This window comes from Azotobacter beijerinckii (genome assembly GCF_900110885.1).
GTDB lineage: Bacteria > Pseudomonadota > Gammaproteobacteria > Pseudomonadales > Pseudomonadaceae > Azotobacter > Azotobacter beijerinckii.
This window is the reverse complement of the sequence record NZ_FOFJ01000023.1, coordinates 26,357-48,992: the sequence shown is the minus strand read 5'-3', so window position 1 is coordinate 48,992 and position 22,636 is coordinate 26,357. Positions and strand designations below refer to the sequence as shown.

The 22,636-nt window shown below is 68.9% G+C and carries 20 protein-coding genes; 8 read left to right on the top strand and 12 right to left on the bottom strand.

Annotated features, from left to right (window positions below):
- The first annotated feature begins 237 nt into the window (after positions 1–237).
- Entirely contained in the window at positions 238–1,494 is a 1,257-nt protein-coding gene (glyA, locus tag BMY22_RS13035; RefSeq protein ID WP_090622634.1) for a serine hydroxymethyltransferase, read from the top strand.
- A gap of 113 nt (positions 1,495–1,607) precedes the next feature.
- On the opposite strand, the gene yjiA is transcribed toward glyA, so the two are convergent.
- The 3 genes from yjiA to BMY22_RS13020 form a co-directional block, all read right to left on the bottom strand.
- Positions 1,608–2,579, bottom strand: a complete 972-nt coding sequence (yjiA, locus tag BMY22_RS13030) for a GTPase (RefSeq protein WP_090622631.1) — start codon at positions 2,577–2,579, stop codon at positions 1,608–1,610.
- Positions 2,580–2,736: 157 nt separating this feature from the next.
- Positions 2,737–2,940, bottom strand: coding sequence for a YbdD/YjiX family protein (locus tag BMY22_RS13025; protein WP_090622628.1), 204 nt, complete (start codon positions 2,938–2,940; stop codon positions 2,737–2,739).
- 53 nt (positions 2,941–2,993) lie between these two features.
- Entirely contained in the window at positions 2,994–5,051 is a 2,058-nt protein-coding gene (locus BMY22_RS13020) for a carbon starvation CstA family protein (protein WP_090622625.1), read from the bottom strand.
- Positions 5,052–5,490: 439 nt separating this feature from the next.
- Here BMY22_RS13020 and BMY22_RS13015 point away from each other — a divergent pair, with 439 nt between their 5' ends.
- Both BMY22_RS13015 and BMY22_RS13010 read left to right on the top strand, forming a co-directional pair.
- Positions 5,491–6,840, top strand: a complete 1,350-nt coding sequence (locus tag BMY22_RS13015) for a cache domain-containing protein (RefSeq protein WP_090622622.1) — start codon at positions 5,491–5,493, stop codon at positions 6,838–6,840.
- A 38-nt stretch (positions 6,841–6,878) separates the two neighbouring features.
- Positions 6,879–7,505, top strand: a complete 627-nt coding sequence (locus BMY22_RS13010) for a response regulator (RefSeq protein WP_090622619.1) — start codon at positions 6,879–6,881, stop codon at positions 7,503–7,505.
- 10 nt (positions 7,506–7,515) lie between these two features.
- Here the strand turns inward: BMY22_RS13010 and BMY22_RS13005 are convergent, their stop codons facing one another.
- The 5 genes from BMY22_RS13005 to BMY22_RS12985 form a co-directional block, all read right to left on the bottom strand.
- Complete coding sequence (locus BMY22_RS13005; protein ID WP_090622616.1) at positions 7,516–7,968, bottom strand: methyltransferase family protein; 453 nt, start codon at positions 7,966–7,968, stop codon at positions 7,516–7,518.
- Positions 7,969–8,017: 49 nt separating this feature from the next.
- Complete coding sequence (gene radA, locus BMY22_RS13000; protein ID WP_090622614.1) at positions 8,018–9,379, bottom strand: DNA repair protein RadA; 1,362 nt, start codon at positions 9,377–9,379, stop codon at positions 8,018–8,020.
- Positions 9,380–9,450: 71 nt separating this feature from the next.
- Complete coding sequence (locus tag BMY22_RS12995) at positions 9,451–9,711, bottom strand: HP1242/YdcH family protein (protein WP_090622676.1); 261 nt, start codon at positions 9,709–9,711, stop codon at positions 9,451–9,453.
- A gap of 140 nt (positions 9,712–9,851) precedes the next feature.
- A complete protein-coding gene (locus BMY22_RS12990) occupies positions 9,852–10,334 on the bottom strand; it encodes a glutathione peroxidase (protein ID WP_090622612.1) in 483 nt (160 codons plus the stop codon).
- Between the two features lie 81 nt (positions 10,335–10,415).
- Positions 10,416–10,901: an FKBP-type peptidyl-prolyl cis-trans isomerase gene (locus BMY22_RS12985; RefSeq protein ID WP_090622610.1), complete on the bottom strand. Its 486-nt coding sequence runs from the start codon at positions 10,899–10,901 to the stop codon at positions 10,416–10,418.
- A 155-nt stretch (positions 10,902–11,056) separates the two neighbouring features.
- Between BMY22_RS12985 and BMY22_RS12980 the strand changes: the two genes are divergently transcribed.
- Together BMY22_RS12980 and pta are read left to right on the top strand one after the other, a co-directional pair.
- Positions 11,057–12,256, top strand: a complete 1,200-nt coding sequence (locus BMY22_RS12980; RefSeq protein ID WP_090622608.1) for an acetate kinase — start codon at positions 11,057–11,059, stop codon at positions 12,254–12,256.
- 18 nt (positions 12,257–12,274) lie between these two features.
- Positions 12,275–14,350 carry a phosphate acetyltransferase gene (pta, locus tag BMY22_RS12975; protein ID WP_090622606.1) on the top strand — a complete coding sequence of 692 codons (2,076 nt, stop codon included), beginning with the start codon at positions 12,275–12,277 and terminating at the stop codon, positions 14,348–14,350.
- 53 nt (positions 14,351–14,403) lie between these two features.
- Here pta and BMY22_RS12970 read toward each other — a convergent pair whose 3' ends face one another.
- From BMY22_RS12970 to BMY22_RS12960, 3 genes are all read right to left on the bottom strand, one after another.
- Positions 14,404–15,111: a YiaD family glycine zipper/OmpA-like lipoprotein gene (locus BMY22_RS12970; RefSeq protein ID WP_090622604.1), complete on the bottom strand. Its 708-nt coding sequence runs from the start codon at positions 15,109–15,111 to the stop codon at positions 14,404–14,406.
- Positions 15,112–15,296: 185 nt separating this feature from the next.
- On the bottom strand, positions 15,297–15,938 hold the full coding sequence (locus BMY22_RS12965; protein WP_090622602.1) for an MBL fold metallo-hydrolase: 642 nt from the start codon (positions 15,936–15,938) through the stop codon (positions 15,297–15,299).
- Between the two features lie 120 nt (positions 15,939–16,058).
- A complete protein-coding gene (locus BMY22_RS12960) occupies positions 16,059–16,769 on the bottom strand; it encodes a murein L,D-transpeptidase catalytic domain family protein (protein ID WP_090622601.1) in 711 nt (236 codons plus the stop codon).
- Positions 16,770–16,926: 157 nt separating this feature from the next.
- On the opposite strand from BMY22_RS12960, the gene BMY22_RS12955 reads away from it, so the two are divergent.
- Complete coding sequence (locus tag BMY22_RS12955; protein WP_208599280.1) at positions 16,927–18,546, top strand: L,D-transpeptidase family protein; 1,620 nt, start codon at positions 16,927–16,929, stop codon at positions 18,544–18,546.
- Between the two features lie 25 nt (positions 18,547–18,571).
- On the opposite strand, the gene BMY22_RS12950 is transcribed toward BMY22_RS12955, so the two are convergent.
- Positions 18,572–20,389, bottom strand: a complete 1,818-nt coding sequence (locus tag BMY22_RS12950; protein ID WP_090622599.1) for a DUF1302 domain-containing protein — start codon at positions 20,387–20,389, stop codon at positions 18,572–18,574.
- A 175-nt stretch (positions 20,390–20,564) separates the two neighbouring features.
- Between BMY22_RS12950 and BMY22_RS12945 the strand changes: the two genes are divergently transcribed.
- Together BMY22_RS12945 and BMY22_RS12940 are read left to right on the top strand one after the other, a co-directional pair.
- A complete protein-coding gene (locus BMY22_RS12945; protein WP_090622596.1) occupies positions 20,565–21,527 on the top strand; it encodes a 2-hydroxyacid dehydrogenase in 963 nt (320 codons plus the stop codon).
- Between the two features lie 47 nt (positions 21,528–21,574).
- Complete coding sequence (locus BMY22_RS12940) at positions 21,575–22,576, top strand: class I SAM-dependent methyltransferase (RefSeq protein WP_090622595.1); 1,002 nt, start codon at positions 21,575–21,577, stop codon at positions 22,574–22,576.
- The last annotated feature ends 60 nt before the right edge of the window (positions 22,577–22,636 follow it).

Sequence of the window (22,636 nt, the reverse complement as noted above, 5' to 3'; positions counted from 1 at the left end):
CGACAGCTCAGTGACACCGGCTGCCCGGTCCCCCGCGCATGCCGGCAAAGCTACCCGAAATGCGCCGGGCAAACCAGCCGAGGGCGCGCCGCGAGCGGCGAGCGGCTTTGCCTCGTGGCCTTCGGGATGAGCCGGATTCGCCCACGCTTGATCGCGTTTCATGTGCCGGCCCGGCATGGATAGGGTAGAATTTACGCCCTCTTTAATTTACCGCCCAGCCGAACCCAGGGGATTGCCATGTTCAGCCGTGATTTGACTCTCGCTCGCTACGATGCCGACCTGTTCGCCGCCATGGAGCAAGAAGCCCAGCGTCAGGAAGATCACATCGAGCTGATCGCCTCCGAGAACTACACCAGCCCGGCGGTGATGGAAGCCCAGGGGTCGGTGCTCACCAACAAGTACGCCGAAGGCTACCCGGGCAAGCGCTACTACGGCGGCTGCGAGTTCGTCGACGTGGTCGAGCAACTGGCCATCGACCGTGCCAAGGCGCTGTTCGGCGCCGACTACGCCAACGTCCAGCCCCATGCCGGCTCCCAGGCCAACGCCGCGGTGTTCCAGGCGCTGGTCAAGCCGGGCGACACCGTGCTGGGCATGAGCCTGGCCCACGGCGGCCACCTGACCCACGGCGCCAGCGTCAACTTCTCCGGCAAGATCTACCACGCCGTGCAGTACGGCCTGAACCCGGAAACCGGCCTGATCGACTACGACGAGGTCGAGCGCCTGGCCGTCGAGCACCAGCCGAAGATGATCATCGCCGGCTTCTCCGCCTACTCGCAGGTGCTGGACTTCCCGCGCTTCCGCGCCATCGCCGACAAGGTCGGTGCCTACCTGTTCGTCGACATGGCCCACGTGGCCGGCCTGGTCGCCGCCGGCGTGTACCCGAACCCGGTCCCCTTCGCCGACGTGGTCACCACCACCACCCACAAGACCCTGCGCGGCCCGCGCGGCGGCCTGATCCTGGCCAAGGCCAACGAAGAGATCGAGAAGAAGCTGAATTCCGCGGTGTTCCCGGGCGGCCAGGGCGGCCCGCTGATGCACGTGATCGCCGCCAAGGCGGTGTGCTTCAAGGAAGCCCTGACCCCCGAGTTCAAGGCCTACCAGCAGCAGGTGGTGAAGAACGCCCAGGCCATGGCCCAGGTGTTCGTCGAGCGCGGCTTCGACGTGGTCTCCGGCGGCACCGAGAACCACCTGTTCCTGCTCAGCCTGATCAAGCAGGACATCACCGGCAAGGACGCGGACGCCGCCCTGGGTCGCGCCTTCATCACCGTCAACAAGAACGCCGTGCCCAACGACCCGCGCTCGCCCTTCGTCACCTCGGGCCTGCGCATCGGCACGCCGGCGGTCACCACCCGCGGTTTCGGCGAGGCCGAGTGCCGCGAGCTGGCCGGCTGGATCTGCGACATCCTGCAGAACATGGGCGACGAGTCGGTGGTCGACGCGGTGCGCGAGAAGGTCAAGGCGATCTGCACCCGGCTGCCGGTCTACGGCAAGTAATCCTCGGCGCTGCCACAAAAAAGCCCGGCCAAGTGCCGGGCTTTTTCGTAGGCGCAAAACTCGCCCGGGGGGTTGGCCGCTACACGGCATAGCGCCCTGCGAGACCTGCGGAGTCAGCCCTGCACCTCGGCAAACCCCGTGCGGATCTCCTCCTCCGGCAGGTTGTCGCCGATGAACACCAGCACGCTCTCGCGCGCCTCGTCCGCGCCCCACTCCTCGGCCCAGTCGAAGCCGTAGAGGCGCAGCACGCCCTGGAACACCATGCGCCGCGACTCGCCGGCCAGGTTCAGCACGCCCTTGTAGCGCAGCAGCGCGCTGCCGTAGCGCTCCAGCAGACCCTCCATGAACAGGCCGAGCCGTTCCAGGTCCAGCGCCTGCTCGCTGCGCAGCACCAAAGTGGCAATGCGGTCCTTGCTGACGGCCGGCACCAGCGGGCGCAGGGTCAGGGCCTGGCCGAAATCGGCGTTGAGGTTGAAGCCGCGTACGTCGAGCAACTCGCCCAGCTCGATGCGCCCGTGCTCGACGATGCGGATCGGTGCGCGGCGGTTGATGCGCTGCAGGCGCTGGCGCAGCGCCTCGACCGCTTCGACCGCCACCAGGTCGGTCTTGCTCAGCAGGATGCGGTCGGCGAAGCCGACCTGGGCCTGGGCGATGGCCTCCTGCAGATGGCGCTCGGCATTGACGGCATCCACCAAGGTGATGATGCCGTCGAGCACGTAGCGGTCGCACAGCTCGTCGTCGGCGAAGAAGGTCTGCGCCACCGGCGCCGGATCGGCCAGGCCGGTACACTCGATGACCAGGCGGTCGAAGGCCAGCTCGCCGGCGTCCAGGCGCTCCAGCAGGAGGAACAGGGCCTTTTCCAGCTCGACATGGATAGAGCAGCAGACGCAACCGTTGGCCAGGGTCATCACCTCGACCGGCGCGGAGCCGAGCAACTGGCCGTCGATCGGCGTCTCGCTGTATTCGTTCTCGATCACCGCGATCTTCAGACCGTGCTCGGCCTCGAGCAGGTACTGCAGCAGGGTGGTCTTGCCGGCACCGAGAAAGCCGCTGAGCACGGTGACCGGGATGGGGGCTTGGGACATGAAAACGTTCCTCGAAACGAAACGCGCCACGGCGGAGCGTGGCGCGTGGATGCAATGCCAGGTGTAACGATCCGACAAGGGCGTAGGGGGGTGCAACCCGCCGGACATGGTGCGGAACCACACCGGCGTCGGCGGGTTTCACCCGCCCTACCCAAAGTCAACAGCAGCGTACCGGCCGTCCCTTGCCGCCGCCGTAGCGGGCCTCCTGGCGTTCGCGGAAGAAATCCTCGTAGCTCATCACCGGCTGGTCCGGATGCTTGCTCTGCATGTGTTCGACATAGGTGTCGTAGTCGGGCATGCCGACCAGCATGCGAGCGGCCTGACCGAGATACTTGCCCATACGGCCGAGATCGTTGAACACGAAACCTCTCCTCTCTCAAGGGCCGGGTCCCGCAGGACCCGGCAGGCAGGCAGTCAGGCGCCGGGAATCGCCTGGAAGGGCGTTTCCTTGTCGGTGCGCTCTTCGACGATCCAGGCGGCACGGCCGACCTTCAGCGCGTAGAACAGGATGCTGAACACCACCACCAGGAACAGCACGCTGAGACCGGCGTTGGTGTAGGCGTTCATGATCACGTTCTGCATCTGGCCGAGATCCTTGGCCGGGGCCAGGACCTGGCCGGCGTCCAGCGCCACGGCGTATTTCTTGGCCAGGGCGAGGAAGCCGACCGCCGGGTTCGGGTCGAACAGCTTGATCAGGCTCGCCGCCGTGGTGCAGATCAGCAGCCAGAAGGCCGGCAGCAGGGTGACCCAGACGTAGCGCTGGCGCTTCATCTTGATCAGCACCACGCTGCAGAGCATCAGGGCGATGCCGGCGAGCATCTGGTTGGAGATGCCGAACAGCGGCCAGAGGGTGTTGATGCCACCCAGCGGATCGACCACGCCCTGGTACAGCAGATAACCCCAGAGCGCCACGCAGCCGGCGGTGGCCAGCACGTTGGCGCCCCAGGAGTCGGTGCGGCGCAGGGCCGGCACGAAGTTGCCGAGCAGGTCCTGGAGCATGAAGCGCCCGGCACGGGTACCGGCGTCCACCGCGGTGAGGATGAACAGGGCCTCGAAGAGAATGGCAAAGTGGTACCAGAACGCCATGGTGTCCTCGCCCGGCAGCACCTGGTGGAGGATCTGCGCGATACCCACGGCCAGGGTCGGCGCACCGCCGGCACGGGCCAGGATGGTGGTTTCGCCGATGTCGCGAGCCACGCCTTCGAGCGCTTCGGGGGTGATGGCGAAGCCCCAGTGGCTGACCGCCGCCGCCACGCTGGCGGTGTCGGCACCGACGATCGCCGGCGGGCTGTTCATGGCGAAGTACACGCCGGGCTCGATCACCGAGGCGGCGACCATCGCCATGATCGCGACCATCGACTCCATCAGCATGCCGCCGTAGCCGATGTAGCGGGCCTGGGTCTCGTTGGCCAGCAGCTTGGGCGTGGTGCCGGAGGCGATCAGCGCGTGGAAGCCGGACACCGCGCCGCAGGCGATGGTGATGAACAGGAAGGGGAACAGCGCGCCTTTCCATACCGGACCGGTGCCGTCGATGAACTGGGTCAGCGCCGGCATCTTCAGTTCGGGACTGAGAATCACGATACCGACCGCCAGGGCGGCGATGGTGCCGATCTTCAGGAAAGTCGACAGGTAGTCGCGCGGGGCGAGGATCAGCCACACCGGCAGCACCGCGGCGACGAAGCCGTAGCCGATCAGCATCCAGGTGATCTGCACGCCGGTGAAGGTGAACACGCCGCTCCAGTAGGGATCGGTGGAAATCGCCCCGCCCAGCCAGATCGAGGCGAGCAGCAGGACGATGCCGATCACCGAGATCTCGCCGATCCGTCCCGGGCGGATATAGCGCATGTAGAGGCCCATGAACATCGCGATCGGGATGGTCGCCATCACCGTGAACATGCCCCAGGGGCTATGGGCCAGAGCCTTGACCACGATCAGCGCCAGCACCGCGAGGATGATCACCATGATCAGGAAGCAGCCGAACAGCGCAATGGTGCCGGGAATTTGGCCCATTTCCTCGCGCACCATGTCGCCGAGGGAGCGGGCGTTGCGGCGGGTGGAAATGCACAGGACCAGGAAGTCCTGCACCGCACCGGCCAGCACCACCCCGGCGATCAGCCACAGGGTGCCGGGCAGGTAGCCCATCTGCGCGGCCAGCACCGGGCCGACCAGCGGACCGGCGCCGGCGATGGCGGCGAAGTGGTGGCCGAAGAGCACGTGCTGGTTGGTCGGCACGAAGTCCAGACCGTCGTTGTTGAGCACCGCCGGGGTGGCACGGCGGGGATCGAGCTGCATCACCCGGGTGGCGATGAACAGGCTGTAGTAGCGGTAGGCGACCAGGTAGATGGCCGTCGAGGCGACCACGATCCACAAGGCATTGATGGGTTCGCCGCGGCGCAAGGCCACGACGCCCAGAGCGAGCGCGCCCAGCACGGCCAAAGCCAGCCAGGCGAGACGACTGACCAGTCGAGTCATTGAAGTTCTCCTGCCGTCGGCCGGTGGCCTGCGGCGCCATTGTTATTGATTGTCTGCGCTCCCGGGACGGGGCCTTGCTACTATCCCCACATCTGGCACGCGCCGATATTCGCAGTGCTACTCAGGGTCACTACGTAGTTCTACGTAACGCAGCCAGGACGGCATGCCCATGCCCCTCCCCCACACAGGCCCGGCGCCCCTCTGCCACGGCCCCTGGCGGGAGGCCGCAGACCGGCGGGCGGCAGCGCTCCGCAAAACGCTCCTACCGAAAATCCTAGGACAGAATTCCCGGCCCCGGCGGCCTCCCCGCCCCGATCGCCCGGTCGGAAACGCCTTTTACAGATAATCCCGGTAGCGGACCATGGGCGTCTCGGGCGCCCGGCCTGCCAGGGCCGGTCCACCGGCCGACCACCGTCTCCCGCTTCCGACGAGAAGACCCATGCAGCTCAAATACAAGATAGTTGCCCTCAGCATCCTGCCGCTGCTGCTGGCCGTGGCGGTCATCTGCGCCCTGGTCATCGTCCAGAACCAGCGGCTGGGAGAACAGCAGGCCCAACTGATCGAGAACGCCATCCTGTCCGGCAAACGCGCCGAGCTGAAGAACTACGTCGCCATGGCGCTGAGCGTCATCGCCCCGCTGCATGCCGGCGGCCAGGGCGATGCCCGGGCCCGGCAGCAGGCGCTGGAGGCCCTGGCCAGGATCGACTTCGGCCAGGACGGCTATTTCTTCGTCTACGACCAAAAGGGCCGCAATCTGATGCATCCCCGGCAGGCCGAGCTGGTGGGCCGGGACTTGTGGAACCTGACCGACCCCCACGGCCTGCCCGCCGTCCAGGCGCTGATCGAGAGCGCCACCCGCGGGGACGGCTTCCAGCGCTATGTCTGGCAGAAGCCCTCGACCGGCCAGGTGACCGACAAGCTGGCCTACGTGACGATGCTCGAGCCCTGGGGCTGGATGCTCGGCACCGGAATCTACCTCGAGGACGTGGATCGGGCGACCCGCCAGGTTCGCGAAGAAGTCGCCGGCGGGATACACGACACCATGGTCGCCATCGCGACCATCGCCCTGGTGGCGGTGCTGCTGGTCTTCGCCGGCGGCCTGACCCTGAGCGTCCGGGAGCACCGCCTGGCCGACAGCACGCTGCAGTCGCTCAACCGGCGCATCGTCTACCTGCAGGAGGAGGAGCGCTCGCGGGTATCCCGGGAACTGCACGACGGTATCAGCCAGTTGCTGGTATCCATCAAGTTCCAGTTCGAACTGGCCGGCCACCAGTTGGAAGCCGGCCAGCCCGACGGCCTGGCGACCCTCGGCACGGCCACCGAGCGGCTGGGCAGCGCCATCGGCGAGATCCGCCGGATCTCCCACGACCTGCGCCCCTCGCTGCTCGACACCCTGGGCTTGCCCGCGGCCATCGGCCAACTGGCCGCGGAGTTCGAGCAGCGCGGCGGCCTGGCGGTCGTCTACCGCAACGGCCTGCACGACGTCCGGCTGCCCGACGGAGTGACGGTCGCGCTGTTCCGGATCGTCCAGGAAGCGCTGACCAACATCGAACGCCATGCCCGCGCCGGCACGGTACTCATCGACCTCGAACCCTGCGTGAACGGCGTGCAGTTGCAGGTGCAGGACGACGGCATCGGCTTCGACCCACGGACCATCGAACGGCCGCAGGGCGGCATCGGCCTGCGCAACATCCGCGAAAGGGTCGAACACCTCGGCGGTCAGTTCAGCCTATCGTCGACCTCTGGCCATACCGGGATGCGTGTAATATTGCCCGTGCCGGCCACCTGATGGGCCGGCATGTCGTTCACGATAAGAAGAGCTGCAGCATGAACTCCGCCACCCCGATCCGGATCGTCCTGATCGACGATCACGCACTGGTACGCGACGGCATTCGTGCGTTGCTGGCCGTCATGCCGCAGATCGAGGTGGTCGGCGAGGCGGAAAGCGGCGCCGAGGCGCTCGAACTGCTCGCCCGGGTGCAGCCGGACCTGCTGCTGCTCGACATTGGCCTGAAGGACACCAACGGTCTGGAACTGACCAGCACCCTGTGCCGGCAGTACCCGGACATCAAGGTGCTGATCCTCAGCATGTACGACAACGGCGAATACGTCAGAAGCTCGATCCGCGCCGGCGCCCGCGGGTATGTCCTGAAGGACGCCTCGTCGCGGGAAATCGTCGCCGCCATCGAGGCCATCGCCGCCGGCGGCAGCTTCTACAGTTCGGAAATCGCCCGCAAACTGGTCGACCGCAGCGCGGAACCCCACAACCTGACCCCGCGGGAGTGCCAGATCCTGAAGATGCTCGCCCAGGGGCTGGACAGCAAGGCCATGGCCCGCGAACTCGAGATCAGCGTGCGCACGGTGGAAACCCATCGCCTGAGCATCCGGCGCAAGCTGAACATCGACGGCTCGACGGCCCTGATCCAGTACGCCCTGAGAGCCGCCCGGCTCTGACCGGAGCGCCTCAGAGCCAGCGCCGCACCCGCGCCCGATAGGCCCGGTAGCTGTCGCCGAAAAGTTCGCTCAGCAACGCCTCTTCATGGCGGATCACCAGGCGGTTCATGCAGAGGATCAGCACCGGCAGCAGCAGCCAGGGCCAGGGGCTGGCCAGCAGCAGGGCGATGCCGGCGTAGACCAGGGTGTCGGCCAGGTAGATGGGATTGCGCGACAGCCGGAACGGCCCCTCCTCGAGCAGCTTCGCCGGGGTGCCGTAAGGGTTGACGGTGGTGCGCTGCCGGGCCATCTGCAGCACCGTCAGGAGCATCAGCACCAGGCCGCCGTCGATCAGGCCCCAGCCGGCCCAATGTGTCCAGTCGTTGTCCGGAAGCGGTACCGGCAGCAGCGCGTCCAGGCCCCAGGCGAACCCGACGAAGAGCAGATAGATGACCGGCGGCGGCAGGATGGGACGGGTGGACATGGCGGCACTCCTTGGCGGAAAAGCCCGATTGTAGCGCCCACCCCGGCGCTCACTCGAACAGCGCATCCAGCGCCTGCTCCAGGCGCGTCACCGGAATCACCGAAAGCCCCTCCGGCGCTTCCTTGGGCGCGTTGCCGCGGGGCACGATGGCACGCTTGAAGCCGTGCTTGGCGGCCTCCTTGAGGCGCTCCTGGCCGCTCGGCACCGGGCGGATCTCGCCGGACAGGCCGATTTCGCCGAACACCAGCAGGTCGTGGGGCAGCGGCCGGTTGCGCAGGCTGGAGATCACCGCGGCGAGCAGCGCCAGGTCCGAGGCGGTCTCCAGTACCTTGACCCCGCCGACCACGTTGAGGAACACGTCCTGGTCGTAGGTGGGGATGCCGCCGTGGCGGTGCAGCACGGCCAGCAGCATGGCCAGGCGGTTCTGGTCCAGGCCCAGGGTGACGCGGCGCGGGTTGCCCATATGGCTGGTGTCGACCAGCGCCTGCACTTCCACCAGCATCGGCCGGGTACCTTCCCAGGTGGCCATCACCACGCTGCCGGGCACTTCCTCCTGGGCGCGGGTGAGGAAGATCGCCGAGGGGTTGGACACCTCCTTGAGCCCCTTGTCGGTCATGCCGAACACGCCCAGCTCGTTGATCGCGCCGAAGCGGTTCTTCACCGCGCGCAAGAGGCGCAGGCGGCCGTCGGACTCGCCCTCGAAATACAGCACGGTGTCGACCATGTGCTCGAGCACCCGCGGGCCGGCCAGCGCGCCCTCCTTGGTCACGTGACCGACCAGGAACACCGCCGTGCCGCTCTGCTTGGCGAAGCGCACCAGCAGCGCCGCGCTCTCGCGCACCTGGGCGACGCCGCCGGGGGCCGACTGCAGCTGCTCGGTGAAGATCGTCTGGATCGAGTCGATCACCATCACCTTGGGCTTTTCCAGGCGGGCGGTGGCGACGATCGCCTCGATGCAGGTCTCGGTCATCACCTTGAGCTTGTCCTGCGGCAGGTCGAGGCGACGGGCGCGCATCGCGACCTGCTGCTGGGACTCCTCGCCGGTGACGTAGAGTGCCGGGAAGCGCTCGGCGACGTTGCACAGGGTTTGCAGGAGGATGGTCGACTTGCCGATTCCGGGGTCGCCGCCGATCAGCACCACCGAGCCGTCCACCAGACCGCCACCGAGCACCCGGTCGAGTTCCTTGGAGGCGGTGGAGAAGCGCGGCAGCTCCTCGACGCTGACTTCCGCCAGAGTCCTGACGTTGGCCTGCTGGCCGGCCCAGCCGCCGCGCCCGCTCAGCGGCGCTGCCCCCTCCAGCAGGGCCTCCACCAGGGTGTTCCAGGCACCGCACTCGCCGCACTGGCCGGCCCATTTGGGGAAGGTGGCACCGCACTCGGTGCAGCCGTACATGCGCTTGGCCTTGGCCATGGGAACTCCGCTCCGGGGAAAGCCCCCATGATAGCGGCCGGGCGCGGGCCTGTGTCCCGGCGCGCCGCGAATCAGCCGGTGCGGGCGTTGCCGAAGGCCTTGCGGAGCTGGCGGGCGATGTCGTCCTTCATCACCACCCGCTCCTGCTTCAGCGCGTTCAGCTGCAGATCGTCCATGCTCTCCGTACCGCCCTCGACGCGGCAGATGCGCTTGTCCAGCACCTCGTAAGACTCGATCAGGCGGGAGAAGCCGGCGTCCGTCTGCCGCAGGCGCTGCAACGCTTCGCTCATTTCCGGGAAATCCTTGCTCAGGGGATGGGTATCGACGTGCATGAAGCGCTCCTCCTGTTGGCTGTTGGTCATCGGCGGTCCCTTTCACCTTAGCAGCCGACGCCCGCCCCTGCCGGCCAGCGCCAAGACGCACGCGGTCGGCATGGCGGACCGCGCCGCCGGTCGCCAGGGGATGCCGCCGCTCAGCCCAGCGCCTTCTCGATCGCCTGCAGCAGCGCCGGGTCGTCCGGCGCGGTACGCGGCGAGAAGCGCGCCAGCACGCGACCGTCCTTGCCCAGCAGGAACTTCTCGAAATTCCAGCCGATGTCCCCGGGAAATTCCGCACCCTCCCCCGCCAGCAGGCGATACAGGGGATGGCGGCCGGGGCCGTTGACCTCGAGCTTGGCAGACAAGGGGAAGGACACCCCGTAATTGAGGGAGCAGAACTCGCGGATCTGTGCCTCGCTGTCCGGCTCCTGCCCGGCGAACTGGTTGCACGGCAGGCCGAGGACGCTGAAGCCCCGCGCCCGGTACTGCTGGTGAAGCGCCTCCAGGCCGGCATACTGGGGCGTCAGGCCGCACCGGGAGGCGACGTTGACCACCAACACCACCTTGTCGCGGAACGGCGCCAACGGCAGGTCCTGCCCGTCCAGCCCGCGCAAGGTCAGATCGTGAAAAACGCTCATCTATCGACTCTCCCTGCTTGACGGAGAAAAGGCGCCAACAGGCGCCTTTTCGGTTCGTTTCCAGTCGGCCGGCTGCCGGCCTCAGTGGTGGTGACCACCCTCGCCGTGGACGTGGCCGTGGGCGATCTCTTCCGGATGGGCGTCGCGCACGTCGACCACCTTGACCTGGAAGGTCAGGCGCTGACCGGCCAGCGGATGGTTGCCGTCGACGGTCACGTCGTCGCCTTCCAGATGACGGATGGTGACGATCTGCATGCTGCCGTCCGGACCGGAGGCATGGAACTGCATGCCCACCGCCAGCTCGTCGACGCCCTCGAACATGGCGCGGTTGAGGGTGGCGACCAGCTCGGCGCTGTATTCGCCGTAGGCCTCTTCCGGCTCGATGGCGACCTTCAGCTCGTCGCCGGGCTGCTTGCCCTCCAGCGCCTTCTCCAGACCGACGATGATGTTGCCGGCCCCATGCAGGTAGACCAGCGGAGCGCCGCCGGTAGAACTGTCGATCACCTCACCGGCATCGTTGGTCAGGGTATAGTCGATGGAGACAGCCTTGTTGGCGGCGATCAGCATGAGCGAACAACCTTTTACAAAAGAAGAATGAGTTTTCGAGTTTAACCGCGCCGCCACGGGAAAGCGAACCGGGCTTGGACGAGCGGAACGCGCTCGCTCGGCAGCGTCCGGTCAAGCCACGCGCTGCACCGAAAGCGACACCCCAAGGAGGATCGATGGCCACACGCAACGTTCTGGTGATCAACTGCGGCAGCTCGTCGCTCAAGTTCGCCCTGATCAGCCAGGCCCACCCCCAGCCCCTGCTCGCCGGCCAGGCCGAGCGCCTGGACAGCCCCGAAGCGGTGCTGCGCTGGTGGCACGGCGACCGCATCCGCCGGCAGCGCGAACTGCCCGGCGCCGACCACCGCATCGCACTGCAGGCGCTGCTGCCGCTGGTCGAGGAAGCCGGCGGCGACCGGCTGCACGGCATCGGCCACCGGGTGGTGCACGGCGGCGAGCAGTTCGCCCAGTCGACCCTGATCGACGCGCAGACCCTGGCGGCGATCCGCGCCACGGTGCCGCTGGCGCCGTTGCACAACCCGGCGAACCTGCTCGGCATCGAGACGGCCATGCAGCTGTTCCCCGACCTGCCGCAGGTCGCGGTGTTCGACACCGCCTTCCACCAGAGCATGCCGGAGCATGCCTACCGCTATGCCATCCCCGAGCGCTTCTACCGCGACCACGGCGTGCGCCGCTACGGCTTCCACGGCACCAGCCACCGCTACGTCGGCCAGCGTGCCGCGGAGTTCAGCGGGCTGGCGGTCGGCGACAGCTGCTGGCTGACCGCCCACCTCGGCAACGGCTGCTCGACCTGTGCCATCGTCGACGGCCAGAGCCGCGACACCAGCATGGGCCTGACCCCGCTGGAAGGCCTGGCGATGGGCACCCGCAGCGGCGACGTCGACCCCAACCTGCACGGCCATCTGGCCCGCGTCCTGGGCTGGAGCCTCACGGAGATCGAGCACCTGCTGAACAGCGAGAGCGGCCTGCTCGGCCTCTCCGGGCTGTCCAACGACATGCGCAGCCTGGAACAGGCGCGCAGCCAGGGCCACCGCCCGGCGACCCTGGCCATCGAGGTGTTCTGCTACCGCCTGGCCAAGTCGCTGGCCGCGATGTCCTGCGCCCTGCCGCGCCTGGACGGGGTCGTCTTCACCGGCGGCATCGGCGAGAACTCGGCGCTGGTGCGCGCCCGGAGCGTCGCCCACCTGCCGCTGCTCGGCCTGGCCCTCGACGAGGCCGCCAACGCCCGCTGCGTCGGCGGTGCCACCGGCGCGATCAACGCCCCCGGCCATCCGCGCCTGCTGGTGATTCCCACCAACGAGGAAAAGCAGATCGCCCAGGACACCCTCGCGCTGCTCGACGCCCAGACCCACTGACCGGACAAGGAACGCCCCATGCAGACCTTCCTCATCGCGCCCAGCGGCTACGGCGTCGGCCTCACCTCCGTCAGCCTCGGCCTGGTCCGCGCCCTCGAACGCCGCGGCCTGAAGGTCGGCTTCTTCAAGCCGGTCGCCCAGCCGCACCCCGGCGACGCCGGCCCGGAGCGCAGCAGCGCGCTGATCGCCCGCACCCACCACCTGACGCCGCCGGAGCCGCTGCCGCTGGCCCAGGTGGAACGGCGCCTCGGCGACGGCCAACTGGACGAGCTGCAGGAGGACATCCTCGGCCGCCTGCAGCAGCTGGAGAACGGTCACGACGTGCTGATCGTCGAAGGCCTGGTGCCGAGCCCCCAGGTGGGCTATGCGGTGCGCTTCAACGGACAGCTGGCGCGCAGCCTGAACGCCGACGTGATCCTGGTCTCCACCCCCGCCGAGGAAAGCCTGGAGGAACTGCGCGACCGCCTGGACATCCAGGCCCGCCTGTTCGGCGCCGGCCAGGACTCACCGGTCGCCGGGGTGATCCTCAACAAGGTGCGCCCCGGCCCGCTGGCCGAGCGCCTGTGCCAGCCCGAGCCGCTCGGCAAGGCCCTGCGCCTGCTCGGCTGCGTGCCCTGGCGCGAGGCACTGAACACCCCGCGCACCAGCGACATCGCCGACCTGCTCGGCGCGCGCCTCGTCAATGCCGGCGACTACCGCCAGCGGCGCGTGCAGCACACCCTGCTGTGCGCCGCCGGCGTGCCGAGCCTGCTGGCGCAGTTCCGGCCCGGCAGCCTGCTGGTGACGCCGGGCGATCGCCACGACGTGATCCTCGCCGCCGCCCTGGCCAGCCGCAACGGCATGCCCCTGGCCGGCCTGCTGCTGTGCAGCGCCCTGCCCGCCGACGCGCAGGTGCTCGAACAGTGCCGCCCGGCCATGGCCGACGGCCTGCCGGTGCTTGCCGTGGATCGCACGCCCGAGGAGACCCTGCGCGAACTGGAACGGCTGAACCGGGAGATCCCCCTGGACGACCTGGAGCGCGCCGAACAGATCAGCGACTACGTGGCCAGCCATCTCGACCACGCCTGGCTCACCCGGCGCTGCGGCACGCCCCGCGAGCCGCGCCTGTCGCCGCCGGCGTTCCGCTACCGGCTGGTCAAGCGCGCCCAGGCGGCGAACCGGCGCATCGTCCTGCCGGAAGGCAGCGAGCCGCGCACCGTGCAGGCCGCGGCGATCTGCCAGCGACGCGGCATCGCCCGCTGCGTGCTGCTGGCCAAACCCGAGGAGGTGCAAGCGGTAGCCCGCGCGCAGGGCCTCGAACTGCCCGCCGGCCTGGAGATCCTCGACCCCGAAGCGATCCGCGAGCGCTACGTCGAGCCGATGGTCGAGCTGCGCCGGCACAAGGGCCTGAGCGCGCCGGCGGCCCGCGCCCAGCTGGAGGACAACGTGGTGCTCGGCACCCTGATGCTGGCCCTGGACGAGGTCGACGGGCTGGTTTCCGGCGCCGTGCACACCACCGCCAACACCATCCGCCCGGCGCTGCAGCTGATCAAGACCGCGCCCGGCTGCCGACTGGTGTCCTCGGTGTTCTTCATGCTGCTGCCCGACCAGGTGCTGGTCTACGGCGACTGCGCGGTGAATCCCGACCCGGACGCCGCGGAGCTGGCCGACATCGCCCTGCAGAGCGCGGCCTCGGCCCAGGCCTTCGGCATCCCGCCGCGGGTGGCGATGATCAGCTACTCCACCGGCGACTCCGGCGAGGGCGCGGACGTCGAGAAGGTCCGCGAGGCCACCCGCCTGGCCCGCCTGGCGCGACCCGACCTGCCGATCGACGGCCCGCTGCAATACGACGCCGCGGCGATCGCCAGCGTCGGCCGGCAGAAGGCCCCGGACAGCCCGGTGGCCGGGCGCGCCACGGTCTTCGTGTTCCCCGACCTGAACACCGGCAACACCACCTACAAGGCGGTGCAGCGCAGCGCCAACTGCGTCAGCGTCGGCCCGATGCTGCAGGGCCTGCGCAAGCCGGTGAACGACCTCTCCCGCGGCGCCCTGGTCGACGACATCGTCTTCACCATCGCCCTCACCGCGATCCAGGCCGGAACCGCCGCCGGCTGAAACGAAAGAGCCCGGCATCGGCCGGGCTCCTCCACTGCGCGAAGCCTCTCGGCTTACGGCTGCTGGGTGGCGCCCGGCAGCGGCCGCAGGTTGATCTCCACGCGGCGGTTCTGCGAACGGCCGGATTCGGTGGCGTTGCTGGCCACCGGGCTGTCCGGACCGACGCCGCGGGTGGAAACCCGCGCGCCGTTGACGCCCTGGGAGACCAGGTAGTTGGCCACGCTCTGCGCACGGCGCTGCGACAGGCTCAGGTTGTTCTGGTAGGCGCCGGTGCTGTCGGTGTGGCCGACGATCTCGATGCTGTTCTGGTCGTACTGCTTGAAGGAGGTCGCCAGATCGTTCAGCGGGGTATAGAAGTTGCTGGCGACATCCGCCGAGCCGGTGGCGAAGGTGATGTTGCCGGGCATGATCAGCTTGATGTCGTCGCCCTGACGCTGGACCTCGACGCCGGTGCCGGCCATCTGCTGGCGCAGCTGGGCCTCCTGCTTGTCCGCGTAGTAGCCGTAGCCGGCACCGGCGGCACCGCCCACCGCGGCGCCGATCAGCGCGCCCTTGCCGCGGTTGTCGTGGCTGATCAGCGCACCGGCGGCCGCTCCGGCCAGCGCGCCGAGGCCGCCGTACTTGGCGGTGCGGCCGATGCCGCCCTGATCCCCGGCGGTCTGGGTCTGGTCCTGGGTCTGGTAGGGATTGTTGTTGGTAGCACAACCGGCCAGCAGCGCCATGGCAGTCGCGGCGATCAACAGGCGAGACGGAGTAAACATGCAGTACGGCTCCTCAGCGATTCATCAGCCCTGGAAAAGGGAGGGCAATTTGAACATGAAAACGGCAGGAAATTCCCTACACCATCCGCAGGGTTCCGGAACGGGGAATCTGCCGCCATAGCTATAGATGGGGCGATTTAACGCCCCGTTCAACGTCGGGCGGGCACGCTGCCCACCCGGCGACCTCAGGCCCGGACGAAGGGATTTTCCCGCATTTCGTCGCCCAGGCAGGTATCGGGACCATGGCCGGTGACCACCGTGGCCTCCTCGTCCAGCCTGTAGAGCCGCTCCTTGATCGAGCGCTTGAGCGCGGCCGCGTCTCCGCCCCACAGGTCGGTGCGACCGACGTTGCGGTGGAACAGGGTGTCGCCGGCGATCAGCAGCTTGGCCTCGGCGAACCAGAAGCTCATCGAGCCCGGCGTATGCCCCGGGGTGTGCAGCGCCACGCCGCAGCCACAGGCCAGCTCCTCGTCGTCGCTCAGCCACTGGTCGGGCGACGGTACGGGGGTGTAGGGCACGCCGAACATGCGGCACTGCATTTCCAGGTTGTCCCAGAGGAACTGGTCGCCCTGGTGCAGGTGCAGGGTCGCACCGGTCAACTCCTTGAGCTGTCCGGCGGCGAGGAAGTGGTCGAGATGGGCATGGGTGTGGACGATGCTCACCACCTTCAGTCCGTGCCGCTGCAAACGCGCCAGGATCAGCTCCGGATTGCCGCCCGGATCGACGACGATGGCCTTCTTGCTGACGGGATCGCCGATGATGGTGCAGTTGCATTGCAGGGGGCCGACGGGGAAGGTTTCGCGGATCATCGCGGTGGGCGCGGTCATGGGGGAAGGGCTCCGGAAGCTTCGGTGCGCCATCTTGGCACACTGCGAAGGAACGTCGAGCATTTTGCGCGCAAGCCCATTTCCCTGCCCGCCGTTACAAAAGGAGGGCAGGGAAACTCCTCAGCCGTCCACCCCCGTCATCAACGCCAGGATGGCGGCGACCCGCTTCGGTCGGCAATTCAGGTAGAGCGACGAGGCCAGCCACTTCTGGTCGGGGTAGTAGGAGAACATGAACTGCCCGCCCTTGAGGCTGTCGACCACCATCCGTGCCACCTCCGGGCGCACCGCCGGGCAGCCGTGGCTGCGCCCGAGGCGTCCCTCGCGGGCGATCCAGCTCGGGCTCACGTAGTCGGCGGCGTGGATGACGATGGCGCGATCGCGCGCCCGGTCGTTGATGCCCGGCTCCAGCCCGTCCATGCGCAGCGAGTAGCCGTGCTCCCCCTCGTAGCTTTCCTGGGTGCGGAACAGGCCGATGCTCGACTGATGGCTGCCCTCGAGGTTGGAGAAGCGCGTGGCGTAGTCCTCCCCGGACTCCTGGCCGTGGGCGACATAGTCCTCCAGCAGCAGTCTCCGGCGCTCCAGGTCGAAGATCCACAGGCGGCGCTGCGAGGACGGCAGGGAGAAGTCGATCACCGCCAGGCGCTGGGCCGGCGGCGAGCCGTTGTTGAGGGCGCACTGCATGGCCGCCAGTGCGCTGTCCAGCACCTCGCGGTTCAGCGTCGGGGCAGTCCTGGACAGGCTGTCGAGCAGAAAACGGGAAGCCGGCGCGGCGTCGACGGTAGCGGACAGGCCTGCCAAGGTCAGCAAGAGCATCCGGAAAAGGGCGGACATGGAAAAGGAAGCCTCTTTCTGGTTGGGTATTGAGAGCGTTCCGTGCTGCCCTGCCCTTTGCCTTGCCGGACAATTGGGTAATCATGGGGGCCGCACCACTGAAGTCTAGCCTGCAACTTTCGATCCGAGTGTCCAGCAGGCCTTACGGAGCCCGCCATTGTATAAAAAGTGCACACTGCTGTTAACCGGCCTGTTTCTGGCAACCCGGTTCGCCCAGGCGGACCCGACCGAAACCCTGCCCGGCGACGAGGCGATCCGCCAGCAGCTGGCGCAACCGTCGCTGAGTTGCGCCGCGCCCGCCCTCGATCTCGACGGTTTCAGCCAGGAGGCGCTGTCGGCCTTCTATCGCCAGCTCGGCGACCAGCGCGTCTGGGCGGTCGACGCCCGCCTGGAGAAGCTGCTCGAGCAGCTCGCCCTGCTAGTCGACGACGGCCTGGACCCGGCCCGCTACCAGCTCGCCACCCTGCGCCAGCTCGCCGCCGACCCGGCCAGCCATCCGCAGCGCAGTGCCTGCACCGACGCCCTGGCCACCCATGCCTATCTGCAAGCCTTGCGCCACCTGGCCTACGGCCAGCTCGACCCGGCCCAGGCGGAGCCCCTCTGGCGCTCCCCGAACAGCCGTGCGCCGGCGCCCCCCGTGCTGTTTCCCGCCTTCGCCGCGACCCATCTGGACGACCTGCCCGCCGCCTTCGCCGCGGCCCGTCCGGACTTCGAACCCTATCGGGCGCTGCGCAGCGCCCATGCGGCGCTGCGCCAGCACCCGCCGCGCAACTGGCGGCACGTGCCGGCGGGCGATCTGCTGCGTCCGGGCATGGCGGACGAACGCGTCCCCCTGCTCGAACGGCGCCTGGCCGACGAGGGCTATCTGACCGACAAGGTGCGCTCCGGCTCCGGGTCCGACCGCCAACGCTACACACCGCGCCTGGTCGGGGCCATGAAGCGCTTCCAGGCCCGGCACTTCCTCGAGGACGACGGCGTCGTCGGCCCATCCACCCTGACGGAGCTGAACGTCTCGTCCGCCGCGCGTCTGGATCAGGTCCGCGTCAACCTCGAACGCTTCCGCTGGCTGGCCCGGGAAATGGAGCCGACCCTGCTGCTGGTGGATATCGCCGGCGCCCAGCTGACCCTCTTCCGCGACCACCAGCCGCTCTGGCAGACGCGCACCCAGGTGGGGCGCCCGGCCCGGCCCACGCCGCTGCTGAAGTCGCAGATCACCCACCTGACGCTGAACCCGAGCTGGACCATCCCGCCGACCATCCTGCGCGAGGACAAGCTGCCGAAGATCCAGAGCAACATCGGCTTCCTGGCCAGCCAGAACCTCAAGGTGATCGACCGCCAGGGCAACGAGGTCAACCCGCACAGCGTCGACTGGCACAACCCCAGCGGCATCATGCTGCGTCAGGACCCCGGTCCGCACAATCCGCTCGGGCAGATCGCCATCCGTTTCTCCAACCCCTTCTCGGTGTACCTGCACGACACGCCGAGCCAGCACCTGTTCGCCAAGGAGACGCGCACCCTGAGCTCCGGCTGCGTCCGTGTGGAGCGGGCGATGCAGCTCACCGACCTGCTGCTGGAGGGCGCCAGCCCGGCCGAGCGCCAGCGCTTCGAGGAACTCCTCGCCAGCGGCAAGACCCGCAACATGAACCTGCCGCGGCCGGTGCCGATCCTCCTGGCCTACTGGACCGCGCAGGTCGACGACAGCGGCCAGCTGACCTTCCGGCCGGACATCTACGGACACGACGAGAAGATCCTCGCGGCGCTGAACGCCTCGCGCTGAGCGACAAGCGCCCGGCCCGCCCGGGCTAGAAGCGCATGCCGAGGCTCAGCATCAGGAAGTCGCGATCCACCAGGGTGCTGTACTCGCCGCCGAAGAAGTCGGTGTAGGACAGCCCGGCGCTGTAGGTGTCCAGATAGGCGACGTCGAGGCTGAAGCCGAGCGCCTTGCGCCCTTCCACGAAGTTGCCTTCGGGGCCGGGGGAATAGCCGTCCACGTCGTGGGACCAGGTGATGCCCGGCTTAAAGTCCATGCCCGGCAGGACGTCGAGGTACTCCCAGGTCGCGCGCAGCCGGTAGCCCCAGGAGTCGCGGGTGGTGAAGCCGTCGCTCTCGCAGTAGCGCGAGAGATTCTTCTGCGAGCTGCCCGCCAGGGCGGCGGCGTTCTGCGCCTGGCAGGCGCCGTCCGGCAGCGGACCGGCGCCGAATACCGGATCGCGGCCGTAGCGCAGCTGGCTCCCCCCCTCCAGTCCGCCCACATGGGTCCAGCCGACCTCCCCCTCCAGGGTCAGGCGGCGGGCGCCCATCACCGACTCGAGCAGGTGGCTGAAGCCGGTCTGCAGCTGGGTGATCTCCTTGCGCCGGTAGCCGTGGACATCCTGTCCCGGGCTGGCCTGCAGCAGCGCCGCGGCGGGGTCGAGCGGGGTCAGGGTGGCGCCGAGGAGGTCGTTGATGTTGATCTGCACCGGGGCGTTCGGCCGGTAGCTGAGTTCGCCGCGCCAGCGGGTCCCGGCCGGCAGCGTGGTGGAGAAACTCAGGCCGAACTGGCGGATGTCCTCGGGATACTCGACGAAGTAGCGCGCGTTGCCGGCCGCCGCCAGCGGCAGGTTCGCGGCGAACGCCGCCGGGGCGGCGACGCCGGTACTGAAGATCCCCGCGCGGCTGTGGTAGTTCATACAATAGGCGCCGAACTCGGTGTCCAGCGGGTCGGCAAAATAGTGCAGGGCGACGCCCCACTGGCCGCTGTCGCGGGCGTCGCGGTCGCCGGCGCGGCGCACCAGCACCCCTTCGTCGGGCGAGGTCCAGGCGACGCCCTGGGCCTTGAGCGCGGCGATGTCGGCGGCGCTCAGAGTGTCGGCCCGGCTGCCAAGGACCGCCAGATTGCGGTCGCAACCGTCGGCCAGCATGTCCGCCTGGGAGAAGAAGGTGCCGCAGTTGTCGCTCAGGGTCTGGTCCCAGGCCAGTTGATAGAAGGCCTCCACGCTGAAGGCATCGCTCAGGCTCTGGGAGAGGTGCAGCAGGGCGACCGGCAGACGTCCCTCGCGGACCTCCGAAACCGGCCGCCGGAAAGCCTGGGCATCGAGGGGGTTGATCGCGTCGATACCACCCTGCAGGAAGAGCCCCTCGCCCCAGTTGACCACCTGCCGGCCGAAGCGCAGCGAGCCCGGCAGATCGCCGAGGGCATAGTGGTGGTAGACGAAGGCATCGAGCAGCCGGGCACCGGAGGACTGGGCGCCTTCCTTGCGGTTGTGGTCGTCGATGTCCTTGAACGGCCGCTGCTCGTCCTTGAGTTCGAAGTCGTACCAGTAATCGCCGCGCAGGAACAGGCCGGTGTCGCCGCGCTTCAGTTCGAGGCCGTGGACGCCACGCAGGCGCTTGGCGAAGGTTTCGCCGCGCTTGAAGTTACGCCGGCCGTCGTCGGAGATCGCCGACAGACCGCGCCCACCGCTGCCGGCGCCGATCAGGTCCTTGTCCGCCTGGTCCGTCGACCAGCCGGCCTCCAGCGACAGGGTGGAGTCGAGCTGTGCCTCGAGCGGGCCGATGTTGAAGCTCACGGCGCCGACCGGCGCCGCCAGCGACGCGACGCAGGTAGCGAGCAGGCACCGGAGGGAGGGGAAGGATGACATCGACACGGCTCCAGGAAGGGGCAAACGGCCGCGGATCTCTGCCCCGGCCCGGCAAGCAAAGTGCGTATTGTCCCTGTCTGTCCCGGGCTGCCGCCAGTCGGGAAACGCCCTTCGCGCCGAACGGAAAATCTCTGTTAGGCTCGCTCCTCGTCCCCGTCCCAGCCAAGGAACCCCGATGAACAAGCGCCGCGCCGTCTTCCTCGACCATGCCTCCCTCGATCTCGGCGATCTGGATCTCGCACCGCTGCGTCAGACCTTCGACGAACTCGTGCTGCACGATGCCAGCCGCGCCGGCGAGGCGGCCGAGCGGCTCGCCGGCGCCCGGGTGGCGATCGTCAACAAGGTAGTACTGAGCGCGGAGACCCTGGCCGCCTGCCCCGACCTGGAGCTGGTGCTGGTCTCCGCCACCGGCACCAACAACGTCGATCTCGCCGCCGCCCGGGCGCAGGGCATCGCGGTGTGCAACTGCCAGGGCTACGGCACGCCTTCGGTGGCCCAGCACACCCTGATGCTGCTGCTCGCCCTAGCCACCCGCCTGCCCGACTACCAGGCGGCGATCCGCGCCGGCCGCTGGCAGCAATCCGCGCAGTTCTGCCTGCTCGACTTCCCGATCGTCGAACTGGAGGGCAAGACCCTCGGCCTGCTCGGCCACGGCGAGCTGGGCAGCGCCGTCGCCCGACTCGCCGAAGCCTTCGGCATGCGCGTGCTGCTCGGCCAGCTGCCGGGCCGCCCCGAGCGCGCCGACCGCCTGCCGCTGGCCGAGCTGCTGCCGCAGGTCGACGCCCTGACCCTGCACTGCCCGCTGACCGAGCAGACCCGCCACCTGATCGGCGCCGCGCAACTGCAGGCGATGAAGCCCGGCGCCTTCCTGATCAACGCCGGCCGCGGCGGGCTGGTCGACGAACAGGCGCTGGCCGACGTCCTGCGCCGCGGCCACCTGGGCGGCGCAGCCAGCGACGTGCTCAGCGAGGAGCCGCCGCGCCACGGCAATCCGCTGCTGGCACCGGACATCCCGCGACTGATCCTCACCCCGCACAGCGCCTGGGGCAGCCGCGAAGCGCGCCAGCGCATCGTCGGCCAGCTGGCGGAAAACGCCCAGGCGCATTTCGCCGGCACACCGAAGCGCCGGGTCGACTGAGTCGGGAACGGCTCTGCTAAGCTGCGGGCTTTTTTCGAGGAGCCTCCATGGACCCGCGTAGCGAAGTGCTGTTGCGCCAGGCCGAGCGGTTCGGCGGTGCGCTGCTGCTGGCCGGCCTTCCGACCGACGATCTGCTCGGCCAGTTGCCCGCCGCCCACGGCTGGAGCTGGCAGGCCGGGGAGCACGCCGCGCTGGCCGCGCGCTTCGCCGGCCGCTGCCAGTTCGGCGTGCTCCCCGGCAAGCGGCCCTTCGCCGCCTCCGTGCTGTTCCTGCCCAAGTCCGCCGAGCTGGCCCGTTACCTGCTCGACGTCCTCGCCGCCCGCCTGGCCGGCGGCGAGCTGTACCTGGTGGGCGAGAAGCGCGGCGGCATCGAGGGCGCCGCCCGCTGGCTGCAGGCCTTCGGCCGGCCGTGCAAGCTGGACAGCGCGCGGCACTGCCAGCTCTGGCAGGTGACGGTGGAGCAGGCCCCGCCGGCTCCCGTGCTGGAGGAGCGCGCCCAGCGCTACCGGCTGGAGCTGGCCGACGGCCCGCTGGAGGTGGTCACCCTGCCCGGGGTGTTCAGCCACGGCCGCCTCGACCGCGGCAGCGCCCTGCTCCTCGAACATCTCGACGGGCTGCCGCCGGGCGACCTGCTCGACTTCGGCTGCGGCGCCGGGGTGCTCGGCGCGGCGCTCAAGCGGCATTATCCGCAGAGCCGGGTGAACCTGCTGGACGTCGACGCCTTCGCCCTGGCCAGCAGTCGCCTGACCCTGGCCGCCAACGGCCTGGAGGCCGAACTGATCGGCGGCGACGGTATCCAGGCGGCGCCCGGCGGATTGGCGGTGATCGTCAGCAATCCGCCGTTTCACCAGGGCGTGCACACCGACTACCAGGCCAGCGAGACGCTGCTGCGCGAGGCCGCCCGGCACCTGCGCCCCGGTGGCGAACTGCGCCTGGTCGCCAACAGCTTCCTCAAGTACCCGCCGCTGATCGAGCGCCACCTCGGCCCCTGCCAGGTGCTCGCCGAGGCGCACGGCTTTCGCGTCTACCGCGCCGTTCGCACAGGCTGAGCTTGCCCGCCACCGGCGGCTTGGGCACAATGCGCGCCGTCCTGGGGGAGTAGTCTCCCG

Bases quoted from the DNA above. Each gene is read 5' to 3' on its own strand.
- BMY22_RS12970 (WP_090622604.1), bottom strand. From the start codon at position 15,111: ATGTTTACTCCGTCTCGCCTGTTGATCGCCGCGACTGCCATGGCGCTG.
- radA (WP_090622614.1), bottom strand. From the start codon at position 9,379: ATGGCCAAGGCCAAGCGCATGTACGGCTGCACCGAGTGCGGTGCCACC.
- BMY22_RS13020 (WP_090622625.1), bottom strand. From the start codon at position 5,051: ATGACTCGACTGGTCAGTCGTCTCGCCTGGCTGGCTTTGGCCGTGCTG.
- glyA (WP_090622634.1), top strand. From the start codon at position 238: ATGTTCAGCCGTGATTTGACTCTCGCTCGCTACGATGCCGACCTGTTC.
- BMY22_RS12980 (WP_090622608.1), top strand. From the start codon at position 11,057: ATGGCCACACGCAACGTTCTGGTGATCAACTGCGGCAGCTCGTCGCTC.
- BMY22_RS13010 (WP_090622619.1), top strand. From the start codon at position 6,879: ATGAACTCCGCCACCCCGATCCGGATCGTCCTGATCGACGATCACGCA.
- BMY22_RS13015 (WP_090622622.1), top strand. From the start codon at position 5,491: ATGCAGCTCAAATACAAGATAGTTGCCCTCAGCATCCTGCCGCTGCTG.
- BMY22_RS12965 (WP_090622602.1), bottom strand. From the start codon at position 15,938: ATGACCGCGCCCACCGCGATGATCCGCGAAACCTTCCCCGTCGGCCCC.
- yjiA (WP_090622631.1), bottom strand. From the start codon at position 2,579: ATGTCCCAAGCCCCCATCCCGGTCACCGTGCTCAGCGGCTTTCTCGGT.
- pta (WP_090622606.1), top strand. From the start codon at position 12,275: ATGCAGACCTTCCTCATCGCGCCCAGCGGCTACGGCGTCGGCCTCACC.
- BMY22_RS12990 (WP_090622612.1), bottom strand. From the start codon at position 10,334: ATGAGCGTTTTTCACGATCTGACCTTGCGCGGGCTGGACGGGCAGGAC.
- BMY22_RS12940 (WP_090622595.1), top strand. From the start codon at position 21,575: ATGGACCCGCGTAGCGAAGTGCTGTTGCGCCAGGCCGAGCGGTTCGGC.
- BMY22_RS12950 (WP_090622599.1), bottom strand. From the start codon at position 20,389: ATGTCATCCTTCCCCTCCCTCCGGTGCCTGCTCGCTACCTGCGTCGCG.
- BMY22_RS12985 (WP_090622610.1), bottom strand. From the start codon at position 10,901: ATGCTGATCGCCGCCAACAAGGCTGTCTCCATCGACTATACCCTGACC.
- BMY22_RS13005 (WP_090622616.1), bottom strand. From the start codon at position 7,968: ATGTCCACCCGTCCCATCCTGCCGCCGCCGGTCATCTATCTGCTCTTC.
- BMY22_RS12960 (WP_090622601.1), bottom strand. From the start codon at position 16,769: ATGTCCGCCCTTTTCCGGATGCTCTTGCTGACCTTGGCAGGCCTGTCC.
- BMY22_RS12995 (WP_090622676.1), bottom strand. From the start codon at position 9,711: ATGCACGTCGATACCCATCCCCTGAGCAAGGATTTCCCGGAAATGAGC.
- BMY22_RS12945 (WP_090622596.1), top strand. From the start codon at position 20,565: ATGAACAAGCGCCGCGCCGTCTTCCTCGACCATGCCTCCCTCGATCTC.